Source organism: Pedobacter ginsenosidimutans, from assembly GCF_001442625.1.
GTDB lineage: Bacteria > Bacteroidota > Bacteroidia > Sphingobacteriales > Sphingobacteriaceae > Pedobacter > Pedobacter ginsenosidimutans.
This window is the reverse complement of record NZ_LMZQ01000001.1, coordinates 534,491-550,347: the sequence shown is the minus strand read 5'-3', so window position 1 is coordinate 550,347 and position 15,857 is coordinate 534,491. Positions and strand designations below refer to the sequence as shown.

18 protein-coding genes are annotated in these 15,857 nt (G+C 38.6%); 12 read left to right on the top strand and 6 right to left on the bottom strand.

The window, feature by feature from the left end; translation table 11 throughout:
* Positions 1-7: 7 nt before the first annotated feature.
* A complete protein-coding gene (locus tag ASU31_RS02225) occupies positions 8-1,492 on the bottom strand; it encodes a xylulokinase (RefSeq protein WP_057930748.1) in 1,485 nt (494 codons plus the stop codon).
* A gap of 192 nt (positions 1,493-1,684) precedes the next feature.
* On the opposite strand from ASU31_RS02225, the gene ASU31_RS02220 reads away from it, so the two are divergent.
* The 5 genes from ASU31_RS02220 (at position 1,685) to ASU31_RS02200 (ending at position 4,463) form a co-directional block, all read left to right on the top strand.
* A complete protein-coding gene (locus ASU31_RS02220) occupies positions 1,685-2,020 on the top strand; it encodes a tRNA-binding protein (protein WP_057930747.1) in 336 nt (111 codons plus the stop codon).
* A 281-nt stretch (positions 2,021-2,301) separates the two neighbouring features.
* Complete coding sequence (locus ASU31_RS02215; RefSeq protein ID WP_057930746.1) at positions 2,302-2,769, top strand: nucleoside deaminase; 468 nt, start codon at positions 2,302-2,304, stop codon at positions 2,767-2,769.
* Between the two features lie 244 nt (positions 2,770-3,013).
* Positions 3,014-3,622, top strand: a complete 609-nt coding sequence (locus tag ASU31_RS02210; RefSeq protein WP_057930745.1) for a superoxide dismutase — start codon at positions 3,014-3,016, stop codon at positions 3,620-3,622.
* 97 nt (positions 3,623-3,719) lie between these two features.
* Complete coding sequence (locus tag ASU31_RS02205) at positions 3,720-4,181, top strand: hypothetical protein (RefSeq protein WP_057930849.1); 462 nt, start codon at positions 3,720-3,722, stop codon at positions 4,179-4,181.
* A gap of 39 nt (positions 4,182-4,220) precedes the next feature.
* Positions 4,221-4,463, top strand: coding sequence for a hypothetical protein (locus tag ASU31_RS02200; RefSeq protein ID WP_057930744.1), 243 nt, complete (start codon positions 4,221-4,223; stop codon positions 4,461-4,463).
* 205 nt (positions 4,464-4,668) lie between these two features.
* On the opposite strand, the gene ASU31_RS02195 is transcribed toward ASU31_RS02200, so the two are convergent.
* On the bottom strand, positions 4,669-5,601 hold the full coding sequence (locus ASU31_RS02195; RefSeq protein WP_057930743.1) for a hydrogen peroxide-inducible genes activator: 933 nt from the start codon (positions 5,599-5,601) through the stop codon (positions 4,669-4,671).
* Positions 5,602-5,831: 230 nt separating this feature from the next.
* On the opposite strand from ASU31_RS02195, the gene ASU31_RS02190 reads away from it, so the two are divergent.
* Positions 5,832-6,959, top strand: coding sequence for a glycoside hydrolase family 130 protein (locus ASU31_RS02190; RefSeq protein WP_083505237.1), 1,128 nt, complete (start codon positions 5,832-5,834; stop codon positions 6,957-6,959).
* Between the two features lie 198 nt (positions 6,960-7,157).
* On the opposite strand, the gene fcl is transcribed toward ASU31_RS02190, so the two are convergent.
* Positions 7,158-8,084 (bottom strand): GDP-L-fucose synthase, encoded by a 927-nt coding sequence (gene fcl, locus ASU31_RS02185; protein ID WP_057930742.1) that lies wholly within the window; start codon positions 8,082-8,084, stop codon positions 7,158-7,160.
* 113 nt (positions 8,085-8,197) lie between these two features.
* Between fcl and trmB the strand changes: the two genes are divergently transcribed.
* Positions 8,198-8,848: a tRNA (guanosine(46)-N7)-methyltransferase TrmB gene (trmB, locus tag ASU31_RS02180; RefSeq protein WP_057930741.1), complete on the top strand. Its 651-nt coding sequence runs from the start codon at positions 8,198-8,200 to the stop codon at positions 8,846-8,848.
* Positions 8,848-9,180 carry an MGMT family protein gene (locus tag ASU31_RS02175; protein WP_057930740.1) on the top strand — a complete coding sequence of 111 codons (333 nt, stop codon included), beginning with the start codon at positions 8,848-8,850 and terminating at the stop codon, positions 9,178-9,180. Before trmB ends, ASU31_RS02175 begins: the two co-directional genes overlap by 1 nt.
* Here ASU31_RS02175 and ASU31_RS02170 read toward each other — a convergent pair.
* Positions 9,170-9,529: a hypothetical protein gene (locus tag ASU31_RS02170; protein ID WP_057930739.1), complete on the bottom strand. Its 360-nt coding sequence runs from the start codon at positions 9,527-9,529 to the stop codon at positions 9,170-9,172. The two genes, ASU31_RS02175 and ASU31_RS02170, sit on opposite strands and share 11 nt — an antisense overlap.
* Before the next feature lie 51 nt (positions 9,530-9,580).
* Here ASU31_RS02170 and ASU31_RS02165 point away from each other — a divergent pair, with 51 nt between their 5' ends.
* From ASU31_RS02165 to ASU31_RS02155, 3 genes are all read left to right on the top strand, one after another.
* Positions 9,581-9,934: a carboxymuconolactone decarboxylase family protein gene (locus ASU31_RS02165; RefSeq protein WP_029274957.1), complete on the top strand. Its 354-nt coding sequence runs from the start codon at positions 9,581-9,583 to the stop codon at positions 9,932-9,934.
* A 170-nt stretch (positions 9,935-10,104) separates the two neighbouring features.
* Positions 10,105-10,668 carry a DNA-3-methyladenine glycosylase I gene (locus tag ASU31_RS02160; protein ID WP_057930738.1) on the top strand — a complete coding sequence of 188 codons (564 nt, stop codon included), beginning with the start codon at positions 10,105-10,107 and terminating at the stop codon, positions 10,666-10,668.
* A complete protein-coding gene (locus ASU31_RS02155; protein WP_057930737.1) occupies positions 10,668-11,210 on the top strand; it encodes a GNAT family N-acetyltransferase in 543 nt (180 codons plus the stop codon). Before ASU31_RS02160 ends, ASU31_RS02155 begins: the two co-directional genes overlap by 1 nt.
* 36 nt (positions 11,211-11,246) lie before the next feature.
* Here the strand turns inward: ASU31_RS02155 and ASU31_RS02150 are convergent, their stop codons facing one another.
* Together ASU31_RS02150 and ASU31_RS02145 are read right to left on the bottom strand one after the other, a co-directional pair.
* Complete coding sequence (locus ASU31_RS02150) at positions 11,247-11,927, bottom strand: hypothetical protein (protein ID WP_057930736.1); 681 nt, start codon at positions 11,925-11,927, stop codon at positions 11,247-11,249.
* A 47-nt stretch (positions 11,928-11,974) separates the two neighbouring features.
* Positions 11,975-12,745 (bottom strand): hypothetical protein, encoded by a 771-nt coding sequence (locus tag ASU31_RS02145; protein WP_057930735.1) that lies wholly within the window; start codon positions 12,743-12,745, stop codon positions 11,975-11,977.
* 156 nt (positions 12,746-12,901) lie between these two features.
* On the opposite strand from ASU31_RS02145, the gene polA reads away from it, so the two are divergent.
* A complete protein-coding gene (polA, locus tag ASU31_RS02140; RefSeq protein ID WP_057930734.1) occupies positions 12,902-15,709 on the top strand; it encodes a DNA polymerase I in 2,808 nt (935 codons plus the stop codon).
* Positions 15,710-15,857: the final 148 nt, after the last annotated feature.

Sequence of the window (15,857 nt, the reverse complement as noted above, 5' to 3'; positions counted from 1 at the left end):
TCAACCATTAACCAATTGCTAATTGTTTCTCTAATATTTTTTTCCAATCCTGATAAATGGGTTCGTATGCTGCTGAATGTTGCGGGATTAAAGTTTTAATTACTTCGTGGTTGCTAAAAGCTTCTTCAGCGCTTTTAAAAATCCCAGCCCCTATGCCGGCACCTAAGGCTGCGCCAATACTACCGTCGTTTTCGTAAAGTTCTACCGGAATGCCCGTAACATCAACAAAAGTTTGTGCAAATACATCACTTAAAAAGAGGTTAGCCCTCCCAGCGCGGATTACTTTAGGTTTCATGCCGTTTTCTCTCATAATATCCAGTCCATAGCGGAAAGAAAAGGCAATCCCTTCTTGTACTGCCCTAAAAATATCTGATTGATTGTGGAGATTTAAGTCGATACCTAACAACTGGGCTCCTGTATATTTGTTGTTTAACATCCGCTCGGCACCGTTTCCGAAGGGAAGTACTTTTAAGCCATTGCTACCTATTGGTGCTTTTAACGCCAGGTTATTCAGCTCGGTATATGTAGACTGTGGTGCGAAATTATATTTAGCCCAACGGTACATGCTGCCAGTGCCATTGATACAGAGTAAAACGCCGGTGTGTTTTTTCTCTTCTGAATAGGTTACATGCGCAAAGGTATTCACCCTCGATTGTTTATCGTAAGTAAGATTGTTGCTTACTCCATAAATTACACCTGATGTTCCGGCAGTTGCAGCAACTTCTCCAGGCTTTAATACATTTAATGAAAGTGCGTTGTTGGGCTGATCGCCTGATTTATAGGCTACAGGGATGTTGGCTGACAGGCCCAGTGACGCTGCAATATCGGCCTTTAAATAGCCGTGTTCCGAAAACAAAGGTTTCACCTGCGGAATAAGGCTGCCTGAGATGCCGTAATAATCCATCACATCTTTGGAAATTTCATGATTTTCAAAATCCCAGAAAATGCCTTCTGATAAAGCAGAAATACTTGTTGTAATTTCTTCCGTTAATTTCATTGCGATGAAATCGCCTGGCAGCATTATTTTGTCGATACGGTTATAAATCTCTGGCTCATTTGCTTTTACCCAGGCTAGCTTTGAGGCTGTAAAGTTCCCCGGAGAGTTTAGGAGGTGTTTTAACGATTTCTCCTCTCCAATGGCCTCAAAAGCACTATTACCTAGCTCTATTGCCCTGCTATCGCACCAGATAATACTATCGCGGAGTACGTTTTGATCTTTATCTACTACAACCAGACCATGCATTTGGTAAGCAACACCAATGGCTTTAATCTCTTTAGGATCAAATAAGCCGGTTGCTTTTAATTTAAGGATTGCCTGTTGAACATTTTGCCACCATTCATCCGGCGATTGCTCTGCCCAGCCCGATTGTAAAGATTTAATTGCTGTTTCCTCTTCCGGGTATTGTGCTGTCGCAATGTTTTTTTGTGTAGCTACATCAACAACTGCAACTTTTATAGATGAGGTTCCTAAATCAATCCCTAATAAATACATGGTTTTAAGTTATTTTAATATTTGGTTATGCAAACGGTTGCATAAAGATAGTGCTTAAAATATAAAACGCAAATTTTTTGTAAAATCTATTCCATTTAATGCAATCGGTTGAATTGAGTATTCTCACTAATTTAAACTACAATTGAATTATTTTAATAATTTATATTTTTGCCATTATATTAAAATTGAGCTATGGAAGAGATTACCTGGAATGATTTCGAAAAGGTAGAATTGAGGGTAGGCACCATTTTAGAGGCTTTCGAATTTCCTGAAGCCCGACGACCTGCCTATAAAGTTAAGGTAGACTTTGGTGAATTTGGTATTAAAATGAGCAGTGCGCAGATTACCAAACACTATTCCTTGGACGAGTTACCAGGGAAACAGATTGTAGGGGTGATCAACTTCCCGAAAAAACAGATCGGAAAATTTATGTCCGAATTTTTGGTAACTGGTTTTGCTGACGAGAACGGTGATATTGTATTGACTGCCGTGCAAAGTAAAGTTCCCAATGGGAGTAAACTTGTGTAATGCCTGTAAACTTCCGAAGTTTTGCTGGCGCTCTGCCCTTGGGGACTTCGGAAGTCAGCGCGTTATTTGTTCATCATTAGCACAGACCTTTGTTCAATAGCCCTGATTGACGCGTAAAGCCCGCATCCCGATTCTTCATCGGGAGAGGACTTGTAGCAAAAAGCAGGACTGGAGCAACCGATTAGCATTATAAGTGCGCTCCAAAAAACCAACTAGACCTCTGAAGATTTACTAGCACTTTGCCCTTAGAAACTTCAGAATTCTTAGCCTATATTTGCCACATGAGTTTTTACAACTTCGAAAATACCGATCCTGAAGAAGAGGATATCCATTATATGAAATTGGCTTTGGAAGAAGCAAAAAAAGCTTTAGCTGAAGATGAAATTCCAATCGGGGCAATAGTGGTTAGTAAAAACAGGATTATAGGCCGTGGCTACAATTTAACTGAGCGCTTTAATGATGTTACTGCGCATGCAGAAATGCAGGCGTTTACCTCTGCAGCGCAAACCATAGGCGGGAAATATTTAAGGGATTGTACCTTATATGTAACCATCGAGCCTTGTGTAATGTGTGCTGGCGCAAGTTATTGGACACAGATTGGCCGCATTGTGTATGGTGCCAGAGAAGAAAAAAGAGGCTTTATCTCCAAAAATACCAATCTGCTCCATCCTAAAACGATATTGAAAGGTGGGATAATGGCAGAAGAATGTGCGGCCCTGATGAAAAATTTCTTTGCGAAGAAAAGATGAGTTAATGGCTCATGGTTTATAGGCAAGTGGGCTATTTTACTATCGGCCATTAACTATTGACTAAATAGTAAATTTTTTCATTAAAACTGTTTGGCTATCGCCCTGAGCCTTACAACTTTTGAACTCCCAACTTTGCAACAACGGAGCAGAAAACGATTTGATGATAATAACATGAACAAATCTTAACGTTCTAATGTTATATTTGCTACAAGAAACATTTTTAAATCTTTAAACATAAAACATTATGGCTTTTGAATTACCTGCGTTACATTACGCAACCGATGCATTAGAACCGCATATTGATAAAACTACCATGGAAATCCACCATGATAAACACCATCAGGCTTACGTTACCAACCTAAATAAAGCTTTAGAAGGTAAGCCGGAAGCGACTTCTAGCATCGAGGAAATTGTAAAAAACATTTCAAAATTCCCAGCTGCTGTGAGAAACAACGGCGGAGGTCACTATAATCACTCTTTGTTCTGGAACATTTTAGGCCCAAATAAAGGTGGTGAGCCAACTGGAGATTTAGCTAAAGCAATTAACGAAACTTTTGGTTCATTTGCTGATCTTAAAACTAAATTACAAGAAGCTGGTGCTACCCGTTTTGGTTCTGGCTGGGCTTGGTTATCAGTTGGTGCTGATAAAAAACTTCAGGTTTCTTCTACACCAAACCAAGATAACCCTTTAATGGATGTTGCTGAAGTTAAAGGAACGCCAATTTTAGGTATAGATGTTTGGGAGCATGCATATTACTTAAAATACCAAAATAAACGCCCTGATTATTTAGCGGCAATTTGGAATGTAATTAACTGGGATGCAGTTGCTGAGCTTTACAAAAAAGCTTTATAAGCTAAACATTCAATAAAATTTAAGAAAGTCCCGACGCAAATCGGGACTTTCTTGTTTTAAGATAATTAAGTAACTTCGCAGATATAAAATGTTCGAAATGAAAAGGCTTGTAATTTTATTTTTAGTTATTGTTGGTGTAAATGGATTGGTGCGTGCACAACAGAATAAAGTACCTACTCCAGGGGAAATTGCACAGAAGAATGTGGAGGATCTGGATAAACGGTTAAAACTAAATGGAACGCAAAAAAGCGTAATCTACAGCTTTACCTATAATCAGGCGAAAGAACAGGCTGATTTAATTAAAAGACAACAGGCAGGCAACTCGCGCGAAGAGGATGTAGATAAATTCTATAAACTACAGAACGAAACCTCGAAGAACATCCGCAATGTTTTAAGACCGGAGCAACAAACCGAATATGATAAAATCATCGAAGAACGTTTAAGCGGTAAAGGACTTAAAGCAAAAAATAAGAAAAAGAAAAAAGGTGAGGAAGAAGAAGTGGAGAGCGATATTAAAGGATTGTTATCTGCACCTCCGGTAGGAAAACAAAATCTTTAAGCCCGCTAGCGCTTTTGTAATCGATTAATTCAATAACAAATGCCAGAGATAATCGTAGGCACTATTGTACTCGGACTACTATTGTCGCCGCAGTTACTTGCAGGTTTTTTGGCAAAGCGAACAGGCCGGAATTTTTGGTTCTGGTTTTTTATTTCCTTTTTAATCCCCATTATTTCATTAATTATTTTGATCTTTTTAGAAGATAAAAATCCTGCTGCATCAGGCTATAAGCTGGCTGATCATGTAGATAGGGAGAAGGGATTAGTTTCCGATGCTTTATAAATCTTTTGTATAGATACTTTTAATCAATTGCCGTCATCCTGACCTGTAGCGCAGCGGAAAGCTACGCAGTAAATTCATTTCAGGGGCTATCTATGTGGCAGGAAAGATGCTGATCCCGAATATTCGGGATCAGCATGACGACCGCGTGGGTAAAGTCACCAAATGTCTGCTTTGCTCAATTCCCCTCCAGACTTAGCCATACAATCTATATCCCAACAATATCTTTTTTCTTTTTCTGCTTCATGGTTTTTGGGATGATTTCTAAAATCTCATCTTTTAAAGCATTAAGCATCCTTTTTTTAATAAAGTTTTTATGGGTTACCAGGCTGATCTCGCGCACAGGCTCAGGCGATTTAAAATGTCGGATTTTACTAGTCTGTTTTGCATTTAATTCTGCTATGGCCAGCTCGGGCAATAATGTTGCTCCTCCATTTAAGTCAACCATACGTACGAGGGTTTCTACGCTGCCTGTATTGTATTCAAGTCCCTGTAATCTGTTGTTTTTTGTAGAGCGGCAAATGTTCAATACCTGATTGCGCATACAATGACCTTCATTTAATAACCAGATGTTTTCATCATTCAGATCTTCGGCATCAACGGCCTTCTTTTTATAAAGCTTGCTGTTTTTGCTGATATAGCTTACAAAGTTTTCGTAATATAATGGGATTTCGGTAATGTTCGGATCGGTAAGTGGCGTAGCTAAAATACCACAATCCAGTACACCTGTTTTTAGGTGGTGAATAATATCTTCCGTGGTATATTCCCAGATTAAAAGTTTTAATTCAGGATATTTATCCAACATGGCAGAAATCACTTCAGGCAGCAGGTATGGCGCAACGGTTGGAATTACACCTATTCTTAATTCCCCTAAAACATCCTGCTGCTGACTGCTGATCAGTTCTTTTATTTTCCCACTTTCCTGTAAAATAATCCTTGCCTGAGCAATAATCTGGGCGCCAATTTCAGTCGGGCTTACGGGTTGTTTGCTCCTGTCGAAAATTTTAACGCTGATCAATTCCTCCAGTTTTTGCACCTGCATGCTTAAGGTAGGTTGCGTTACAAAACATTTATCTGCAGCGGTAACAAAACTTCTGTAAGTATCTACAGCAACAATATATTCTAGCTGAACTAAAGTCATATAGTTAAAATTTATTTATAATATCAAATATATCAATTTTGACTATAGTAAAAAATATTTGAGACACTGATGGATGGATAATTGAGTTGCTAATGATTTGGATAAATAAAATTCTCCATTAAATGAGACATTTAAACAAAAGGTTGAATAGAATATTGAAGTAGGATTGATTTAATTAGCGATAATCCAAACCATCACGGTTTACGAGATTAATTAGGTATTTTAGCTTTATGAACAGAATCGCTTTACGCTTATTTCTTCTTATATTTTTTCTTCCGCTTGCCTTTATAGCAAATGCCCAGAGTCAATTTCCCGAATGGGCATTAGGGCCATTTATACGGCCGCAAAATGTTAATCCTATTATTTCTCCAAAAACCGAAAGTCTTTTCTTCGACCCAATGAGTAAACAAAAAATTGCGTGGGAGGCCGGCGATGTTTTTAATCCTGCTGCTGCGGTAAGCAAAAATAAAGTATATGTACTTTATCGCGGAGAAGACCGGTCTGGCATTGGTATTGGTAAGCGTACTTCAAGAATAGGCATTGCCGAAAGTATTGATGGCATTAAAATGAAGCGTAATCCAGCACCTGTGCTCTATCCTGATGAAGATAGTCAGAAAGCTTATGAATGGCCGGGTGGCTGCGAAGACCCACGCATTGCGGTTACTGCAGAGGGTGTGTATGTGATGTTATATACCCAATGGAACCGGAATATATTCCGCTTGGCTGTAGCCACTTCCAAAGATTTAAAACACTGGACCAAACACGGCCCTGCGTTTAGTAGAGCTTATAATGGTAAATTTCAAAATCTCAAATGCAAATCGGGTTCAATTGTAACCAAGGTGAAAAATGGAAAACAAGTGATCGCCAAAATAAATGGCAAATATATGATGTACTGGGGCGAACGTTTCATGAATATTGCTACCTCGGTCGATCTTATCAATTGGGAGCCAGCTTTAAACGCAAATGGTGATTTAGATTTAATTGTGAAACCCAGGAAAAAATATTTCGATAGTGACCTGACCGAATGCGGTCCGCCGGCAATTGTAACCGATAAGGGTATTTTAGTTTTATATAATGGTAAAAACAGGAGCGATGCAGAAAGAGATATCAATTATGTAGCCAATACCTATTCGGCCGGGCAAGTATTATTCGATCTGAAAAATCCTTCAAAAGTGGTTGCGCGGCTCGATCAACCTTTTTTCGTGCCTACTGCACCTTTTGAAAAAAGCGGGCAATACCCATCGGGCACGGTTTTTATCGAGGGGCTGGTTTATTTCAAAGAGAAATGGTTTTTATATTATGGCTGTGCCGACAGCCGGGTAGCAGTAGCCATTTATGATCCTGCCGCTAAAAAATGAGTGATAAATATAAAGAGGCCGTATCATAAATATAGAATTGTCATCCTGAGCTTGTCGAAGGACCTGCTTTAAATGTCTTACAAGGCGTTTCGACAACTTGTCCCGATTCTTCGGGAGGCTCTCCGTAGGAGTCCTTTGGACAACGTGACAAATTCAATTGAATTGCAATTTATGAGACAACCTCGTTGTAAAACTTATTTAGTAACGGCTTTCGAAATCCTGATAAGCCAGCGCAATCCCTTCTTTAAGTTCTATTTGATGTTTCCAGCCTAAATTATGAAGTTTGCTTACGTCCATCAACTTACGGGGTGTTCCATCTGGTTTGCTTGCATCGAATACCAACTCGCCTTCAAAGCCCAATACGTCTTTGATTAATAAAGCTAGATCTTTAATGGTTAAATCGTGCCCGGTACCGACATTAATCAAATGCGGCTCGTTGTAATTTTGCATCAGGAAATAGCAGGCATCTGCCAGATCATCTGCAAACAAAAATTCGCGCATAGGCGATCCTGATCCCCAAACCACAATCTCCTTTTCGTTGTTCGCTTTTGCCTCGTGTACCTTACGGATCAAAGCGGGTAAAACATGCGAATTTTGAGGGTGATAATTGTCATTAAAGCCATATAAATTAGTTGGCATAACCGAAATGAAATTACAGCCATATTGATCGCGGTAGGCATCGCACATTTTGATCCCTGCAATTTTTGCAATCGCATAAGGTTCGTTGGTATGCTCTAAAGTTCCGGTTAAAAGGTAATCTTCCTTTAAGGGCTGTGGGGCCATTTTAGGGTAAATACAGCTCGATCCCAAAAACATGAGTTTCTTAACTCCATTTACATAAGCATTGTGGATAACATTATTTTGTATGGCCAAATTTTCGTAGAGAAAGTCGGCCCTGTAAGTATTGTTGGCTACAATACCACCCACTTTTGCCGCGGCAAGAAATACATAATCTGGTTTTTCTGCCGCAAAGAAATCTGTAACGGCCTGTTGGTTGCGTAAATCTAACTCGCTCGAAGTTTTGGTTATAATATTCTGATAACCCTCTTTTTGCAGTTTACGGTAAATGGCCGAACCTACCATACCACGATGGCCTGCAACATATATTTTAGCGTTTTTTTCCACGGTATTTTTTATAAGTTACAAAAATACGATTCCTAAATAAGAATGACATTAATCTTTCTGGCAAAAGAAACTTCGATTATTGATTTAATTGTATTTTTGCAGAAAAAAAACTTTTGGGTAAAGATAAACTTAGGCGTTTTGCAGAAATTGAAACATTTGCAAACGTATATCAATTAGAACAAGGAAAAACTTTAAAGGGAAACTGGGCTTCAGCACATTTTAAAAATACGAATCCCATTGTACTCGAACTGGCGTGTGGAAAAGGCGAATATTCAGTAAACTTAGCCAGGTTATTTCCTGAAAAAAACTTTATAGGTGTTGATTATAAAGGTAACCGCATTTGGAGAGGGGCAAAAACAGCTATTGAAGATGGAATTAACAATGTTGCTTTTTTAAGAATCCAGATTGAAAATTTATTGGAGTATTTCAACGAAGGAGAAATTGATGAGATCTGGATCACTTTCCCCGATCCGCAACCACAAGATAGCCGGGAGAAAAAACGTTTGACTTTCCCTGCATTCCTGAACCGTTATAAACTTGTTTTAAAACAAGGTGGCAATGTTAATTTGAAAACGGATAATGACCAACTGTATGCTTACACTTGCGAAAAGGTGGCAGAATTAGGATTGCCTGTACATAAAAACACTGACCATCTGTATACTTCTGATCTGGTTGATGAAGTATTGTCTATCAAAACCTATTACGAGAAAAAATACTTGTTACACGATAAAAATATTAATTATATTCAATTTTCTTTTGAATAATGGATGTCAACTTTTACGAACAGGTTTATGAGATTGCCCGGTTAATCCCGAAAGGAAGGGTTACATCTTATGGCGCTATCGCAAAAAGTTTAGGTGCAGCAAAATCATCGAGAATGGTGGGACATGCCATGCTTTATGCCGGAACAGCCCATCCTAGTGTGCCTGCCCACAGGGTGGTAAACAGTAGTGGCTTGCTAACCGGAAAGTTTCATTTCAAACCGCCCGAACTGATGGAGGAGCTGTTGAGGAACGAAGGCGTCGAAGTAAAGAACGATAAGGTGGTAAACTTTAAAAAAGTATTCTGGAATCCGCTCGAAGAAATTACAGTATAAAGGGTAAACTTCGTTTATAATCGGTAAGGGTAAAAATAATCAGAATCAATAAACCTAAACAGGCGTAGAAAATTTCGTCGGTTAAATTCCCTTTAAAAAGCGTAAAGGCTAAGATGACAAGGATAATACTAACAAAAAATTCGATAAGGCCATGAAGTTTAAGGTTAATGATCTTAAAAATACCCCCGCTGAAATTAGTGGTTATCGTTAATAAAAAATGAATGATGCCCAATGTGTAAGCCAGTGTTGAAGCGGTTTTAGAAAGACCAAAAATATCAGGCGAAGCCAATAAAAGCATTACCAACAGGTAATCTAAAACGGCATGAAATTTTGGAGATATCATTTTCATAATCAAATGTTTATATCCCTAACAAATAACAGTTAAAAAAGATTTTAAAATATGGGAAAGCTTGTAGAAGAATTTAATGGCTATCGTGAAAAAATGAACGATAGAATTATGGAAACGGCGAATACAAATATTAAACGATTTTTTGCGCTCGATACAACCTCCTATGCTGATGGAGCCTTAGATGTTAAAACGAAAGAGATGTTGGGCCTGGTAGCCTCGATGGTTTTGCGTTGTGATGATTGCATTAAATACCACTTGGGCAAGTGTTTCGATGCCGGTGTAAACCATGATGAGATGAACGAAATTTTCATGATCGCCAACCTTGTAGGCGGCAGTATTGTAATTCCGCATTATAGGAGAGCTGTGGAGTACTGGGATGAGCTGAGTTTGGAGGCGGGAGTTTAGCTCATTTTATACAGAAGAATCGTCATGCTGAACTTGTTTCAGCATCTTTTTATGAAAAATTACCTTGAGGTAAAGACCCTGAAACAAGTTCAGGGTGACGATCGCACTTGGAGATTTAACTTTTAATCCTTCACGGAATAATTTTGAACTAAACTTCTAAAACCAAAACTATGCAAAACTCAATAACCCGTTGCAGCTGGGCCGGAAATGACCCACTTTACATCAAATATCATGACGAAGAATGGGGAAAGCCTGTTTATGATGATAAAATTTTATTCGAATTTCTGATCCTCGAAGGTGCACAGGCTGGTTTAAGCTGGATTACTATTCTCAGAAGACGAGAAAACTACCGTAAAGCCTTTGCCGATTTTGAGGTTAACAAAGTAGCTGCTTTTACCGAAAAAGATGTGGAGCGGCTGATGAACGATGAAGGTATTATCCGCAATCGTTTAAAAGTTAACGGCGCCATTACCAACGCTAAACTGTTTCTCGAGATCCAGAAGGAATTTGGGAGCTTTTCTAAATACATGTGGAGTTTTGTTCCAGGTGGCAAACCGATTCAAAATCACATCGAAAAAATGAGTGATGTTCCGCCAAGAACTGAACTTTCTGATCAGATCAGTAAAGACATGAAAAAACGTGGTTTCAAATTTTTCGGCACCACCATCTGTTATGCACATATGCAGGCCACCGGCATGGTTAACGACCATTTATTAAACTGCTGCGCAAGGTAATGTTTGCTTCAGCTACAATACACACGGATAGATTTTTATTGAGGCAGTTCTGTTCTGACGATCTAGCATTTATTTTTGAAGGATTATCCCATCCGGATGTGATTCGCTTTTATGGTGTGCGCTATGCAAGCCTAGAGGAAACCAATGAGCAATTGATCTGGTTCAATGACCTTCAAAAAAATGAAACAGGTATCTGGTGGGCAATCTGTGATAAAGAAAACCTTAGTCTCTTAGGTGCCATAGGATTTAATGATTTAATTAAAACAGATCAAAAGGCTGAAATCGGTTTTTGGCTGTTGCCCACACATTGGGGAAAAGGCATCATTAAAGAGGTAGCAAATCCCATTTGCAATTATGCCTTTGAGAAATTAGGCTTAAGAAAAATCGAGGCTATGGTTGAGACTCAAAATGAAAACAGCAAAAAGGTACTCCAAAAACTTGATTTTAGCTATCAGAAAACAATGGAGAACTGTGAAATTAAAAACGATAAGCTTATTAGTTTAGCCATTTATGTAAAGCTAAAGCGCGAAGATATTATTTAAACGATCTTGCAATCCTGAGATAAGTTAATCCTAATTCTATTTCTTTGTCGCGTTATATTCCTTAACCCATTCAATTACATCCCTACTGTTAAAATCTGTTCCAGCTTCAACTTTAGCTTTTAAAGCAGGTTGGTCGCCCATTTTTTGCAATAAAATATTTTTAACTTCAGCTTTTTTAGTGTCTTCGGTTATTGCTTTCATCGGTACTTCCTGTAAAGGCCCGGCACCCGGTTTTTCAATAAAGTAACGGATAACTGGGGCGCCTGCAGGTCTTTCTGGCGCAGCATTACGGCCACTGCCGATGCTAATGCCTCCACCCATACCCATGCCACCATAGCCGCCGGTTCCTGTTCCAATACCAATTGATGGCCTGAATTTTACTTTTTTTTCTTTTACTACAGGAACTAAGGTACCTCCGCCAAAAGAATAAAGATTAACCGTTCCCATTTCTATTACTTTAACAAAACGGTATTCGAAATTGCGCCCATTTGCAAAACCCTTGCTTACAAAGCTATCACCGTTCCAGAAGAAGTTCTTAACGTCCTTTGCAGGCAAAATTACATCAGCTTCATCATTGGCGCTGATAAAAACCGAAAAATAATCGGTGCCTTTTATTGTTCCGCGGATGACATCATCGTTGTTTTTAACAATAAAATCCTGGGCTGAAAGTTGATTTAGCGTAAATAAGAAAAGGAAAACAGATAATAGAAATTTCATATGATCAATTGCTTTTCACAAATAACGGAACTTAATTCCAAAACATACTAATTCAGATTAATTTTGATATTGCCGGCAGCTACATCAGGATGCTCTTTTTGGAAATTAACAAACGATTCTTTCATTTTATTTAAAGCATAAGCTTTTGTGTTGGAGATATTCTTGCCCAATGCATAAAACTTATTCAGAACATAAAACTTAAACAGGTAATTCTTTAATTCCGGATCAGCTTGCGTATCAGTCATCACTTTACGTAAGTTTTCCCGATCAATAAAATTAATCAGTCCGATATTACTGGCAATGTAGTTGGCAATCCTGTTAATGTTTTCCTGTTCATTGCTAAAAGCATCTTTAGCGGCGTTGATATCCTCGATTGATTTTAGCTGTACTGCAATTTCTTTTGCCAAAACTTCTTTACTAACAGCAACCAATCCCTTTGGGATATAAAATGTAGAATCGGTTTTATAAGGATCAACAAAGAGAAATAGCGTATCTTTTGTAGTTGGATTTATCAAAGTATAGCGATCTACAATACCTGTATTTGAATGTTGACTATTTCTTTTAGTAAAGTCGATTTTTGATCCATCAGGCCAGCGGTAAGAATTTTCGAGTTTGGCCATTCTTACTCTTAAATTATCCCGATCGGATATGTTTTTAAAGGCACCACTGCCTATCGGCCGATCGATTGACGCGCCATAACCATCATCGGGTCCTTTTAGGTTTTCGAAAGTGATATAGGTAATCAAGGTATCGGATGGTAGCTGAGCCTTGGTTAGGCAGGTTAGCAAGCAAAAAATTAAGGTAAGGAAAGTTTTCATAAAAGCGTTTTTATAAATGATGCTTAATGTAAGAGATTTCAATAAATAATTTATTTTTTTTGTTGAAAAAGCATTTTAGTGATATGACTAACTTTGGTTACTTTTATCACTCGATAAATCTATTTGTCGGTATAATCATTAAATCGGTGTAATCACATGAATAAAAAACTCTTTCTCCTAGATGGTATGGCGCTGATGTACAGGGCGCATTTTGCATTAAGTAAAAACCCTCGTTTTACCTCAACAGGCATTAATACATCGGCAGTAATGGGCTTTACCAATACTTTGTTAGATGTTTTGAAGAAAGAAAAACCAACGCATATTGCTGTTGTTTTCGATACTGAGGCACCAACAGAAAGGCATACTTCTTTCGAAGCGTATAAAGCACACCGTCAGGCTATGCCCGAAGATCTGGCTGCGGCAATGCCATATGTAATTAAATTAATTACGGGTTTTAACATTCCTGTAATCACCTCTGATGGTTACGAAGCTGATGATATTATTGGTACGCTGGCTAAAAAGGCCGAACAAAAAGGCTATCAGGTTTACTGTATGACGCCAGATAAGGATTTTGCGCAATTGGTTTCCGAAAATATTTTTATTTACAAACCTTCCCGTATGGGTAACGATATGGAAATATTGGGCGTAAAGGAAGTACTGGCCAAATGGGAAATCGAAAATGTATTACAGGTAATCGATATTTTAGGATTATGGGGCGATGCGGTAGATAATATACCGGGCATCCCCGGCATAGGCGAGAAAACGGCAAAAGCTTTGATCAAACAATACGGTTCTATGGAGAATATTATTGCAAACTCCCATGAACTAAAAGGCAAACAGCGCGAAAACGTAGAAAACTTTGCAGAACAAGGTTTAATCTCAAAAAAACTAGCAACAATTCTGTTAGATGTTCCTGTTGAGCTGGATGAGGCTAGTTTAGAACTTTGCGATCCAAGCCGCGATTTATTAGAACCTCTATTTACCGAATTAGAATTCAGGACTTTGGGACGTAGGGTATTTGGCGATGAATTTTCGGTTACTACAGCGCGTTTTCAGGAAGGTACACAGACAGATTTATTCGGAAACCAGGCAGGCGAGGCCATTCAATATACCAATACGCTCGAAGAAGAACCAGCAGAAAAGCTTCCGGCTAAAACCATCGAAAATACGGAACACGATTATCAGTTGGTTGATACGGTTGAGCAACGTGCAGATCTAATCAAATTATTACTTGCCGAAAAACGCATCTCATTTGATACGGAAACTACAGGTACCGATGCAAACATGGCCGATTTAGTTGGTTTATCGTTCTCCATAAAACCCGGCACAGGTTATTATATTCCGGTTCCGGCAGCGAGAGAAGAGGCTCAGGTTATCGTTGACGAATTTAGAGTCGTATTGGAAAATGAAGAAATTGAAAAAATTGGTCAGAATACCAAATACGATATTTTAGTGTTGAAATGGTATGGTGTTCAGGTGAAGGGCAAACTTTTTGATACCATGCTTGCCCACTATTTAATCGATCCTGATACCCGCCATGGTATGGATATTTTATCAGAGAACTACCTGGGTTACTCACCGATCTCTATTACCAAATTGATTGGTGCAAAAGGCAAAAACCAAGGCACCATGCGTGATGTGCCAGTAATAGATGTGGTAGATTACGCGGCTGAAGATGCCGATGTGACATTACAATTAGCGCACATTTTTGAACCAAAATTAAAAGAACTAAATGCAGCCAAATTAGCCGAAGAAATTGAGAACCCTTTGGTTTATGTTTTGGCAGATATTGAAAAAGAAGGTGTTCGCATTGATATGGAAACCTTAAAAGCTTATTCCAAAGAGCTCGAAACTGAAATTATCAAGTTCGAACAGAATGTTTACGATAAAGCAGGAGTTAAATTTAATCTCGCCTCGCCAAAGCAATTGGGAGAGGTTTTATTTGATAAACTTCAGCTCGATCCAAAGGCTAAAAAGACTAAAACAGGCCAATATCAAACTGGTGAAGATGTTTTATTGGCATTAGCCAGTAAAAGTGATATTGTACAGGATATTTTAGATTTCCGCCAGTTGCAGAAACTTAAATCGACCTATGTTGATGCTTTGCCATTAATGGTTAACCCTAAAACTGGTAGGGTACACACATCCTACAATCAGGCTGTTGCGGCAACTGGAAGGTTAAGTTCCAATAATCCGAATTTACAGAATATTCCGATCCGTACCGAGCGTGGCAGAGAGGTACGAAAAGCCTTTATTGCAAGGGATGAAAACCACATTTTGTTATCGGCGGATTATTCGCAGATAGAATTGCGCATTATTGCCGAAATCAGTAAGGAAGAGAATATGCTGGATGCTTTTAACAAAGGGATCGATATCCATACGGCAACAGCAGCTAAAGTATATGGTGTAAGCATCGAAGAGGTAGACGGAACGCAGCGCAGAAATGCCAAAGCCGTTAACTTCGGAATTATTTACGGTCAGTCTGCTTTTGGTTTATCGCAAAACTTAGGTATTCCACGTAAGGAAGCTGCCGAAATTATTGAACAATATTTTACGCAATATCCGGGTATTAAACGTTACATGAGCGATACCATGAACTTCGCACGCGAGAACGGATTTGTAGAAACGATAATGGGCAGAAGACGTTATTTAAGAGACATTAACTCGGCCAACCAAACTGTAAGAGGTTTCGCAGAACGAAATGCCATTAACGCGCCTATACAGGGCTCTGCAGCTGATATGATCAAGATTGCCATGATCAACATCCATAAAGAAATGAAAGCGCAGAATTTACAGTCAACCATGACCATGCAGGTGCATGATGAGTTGGTGTTTGATGTGGTGAGATCGGAAAAGGAAGCGATGAAGGCAATTATTCAGGATAAAATGGCCAATGCCATTAAACTCACTGTACCCATTGTAGTAGAAATTGGTGAAGGCGATAATTGGCTGGCTGCACATTAAAAAAATAAAAATATTCGTTATCTTCATTAAAACTTCATATCAATTAATCAATTTTATATCAACAAATAACGAGTAAACAAAAATTAAGGATTATGAAACCTCTGAATGAAACAAAGAAGCTTCATGATAATTAAAAAACAAATCTAAA

Bases quoted from the DNA above. Each gene is read 5' to 3' on its own strand.
- ASU31_RS02145 (WP_057930735.1), bottom strand. From the start codon at position 12,745: ATGAAAACTTTCCTTACCTTAATTTTTTGCTTGCTAACCTGCCTAACC.
- polA (WP_057930734.1), top strand. From the start codon at position 12,902: ATGAATAAAAAACTCTTTCTCCTAGATGGTATGGCGCTGATGTACAGG.
- ASU31_RS02200 (WP_057930744.1), top strand. From the start codon at position 4,221: ATGCCAGAGATAATCGTAGGCACTATTGTACTCGGACTACTATTGTCG.
- ASU31_RS02210 (WP_057930745.1), top strand. From the start codon at position 3,014: ATGGCTTTTGAATTACCTGCGTTACATTACGCAACCGATGCATTAGAA.
- ASU31_RS02165 (WP_029274957.1), top strand. From the start codon at position 9,581: ATGGGAAAGCTTGTAGAAGAATTTAATGGCTATCGTGAAAAAATGAAC.
- ASU31_RS02160 (WP_057930738.1), top strand. From the start codon at position 10,105: ATGCAAAACTCAATAACCCGTTGCAGCTGGGCCGGAAATGACCCACTT.
- ASU31_RS02220 (WP_057930747.1), top strand. From the start codon at position 1,685: ATGGAAGAGATTACCTGGAATGATTTCGAAAAGGTAGAATTGAGGGTA.
- ASU31_RS02170 (WP_057930739.1), bottom strand. From the start codon at position 9,529: ATGAAAATGATATCTCCAAAATTTCATGCCGTTTTAGATTACCTGTTG.
- ASU31_RS02195 (WP_057930743.1), bottom strand. From the start codon at position 5,601: ATGACTTTAGTTCAGCTAGAATATATTGTTGCTGTAGATACTTACAGA.
- ASU31_RS02150 (WP_057930736.1), bottom strand. From the start codon at position 11,927: ATGAAATTTCTATTATCTGTTTTCCTTTTCTTATTTACGCTAAATCAA.
- ASU31_RS02205 (WP_057930849.1), top strand. From the start codon at position 3,720: ATGAAAAGGCTTGTAATTTTATTTTTAGTTATTGTTGGTGTAAATGGA.
- ASU31_RS02155 (WP_057930737.1), top strand. From the start codon at position 10,668: ATGTTTGCTTCAGCTACAATACACACGGATAGATTTTTATTGAGGCAG.
- ASU31_RS02175 (WP_057930740.1), top strand. From the start codon at position 8,848: ATGGATGTCAACTTTTACGAACAGGTTTATGAGATTGCCCGGTTAATC.
- ASU31_RS02225 (WP_057930748.1), bottom strand. From the start codon at position 1,492: ATGTATTTATTAGGGATTGATTTAGGAACCTCATCTATAAAAGTTGCA.
- ASU31_RS02190 (WP_083505237.1), top strand. From the start codon at position 5,832: ATGAACAGAATCGCTTTACGCTTATTTCTTCTTATATTTTTTCTTCCG.
- ASU31_RS02215 (WP_057930746.1), top strand. From the start codon at position 2,302: ATGAGTTTTTACAACTTCGAAAATACCGATCCTGAAGAAGAGGATATC.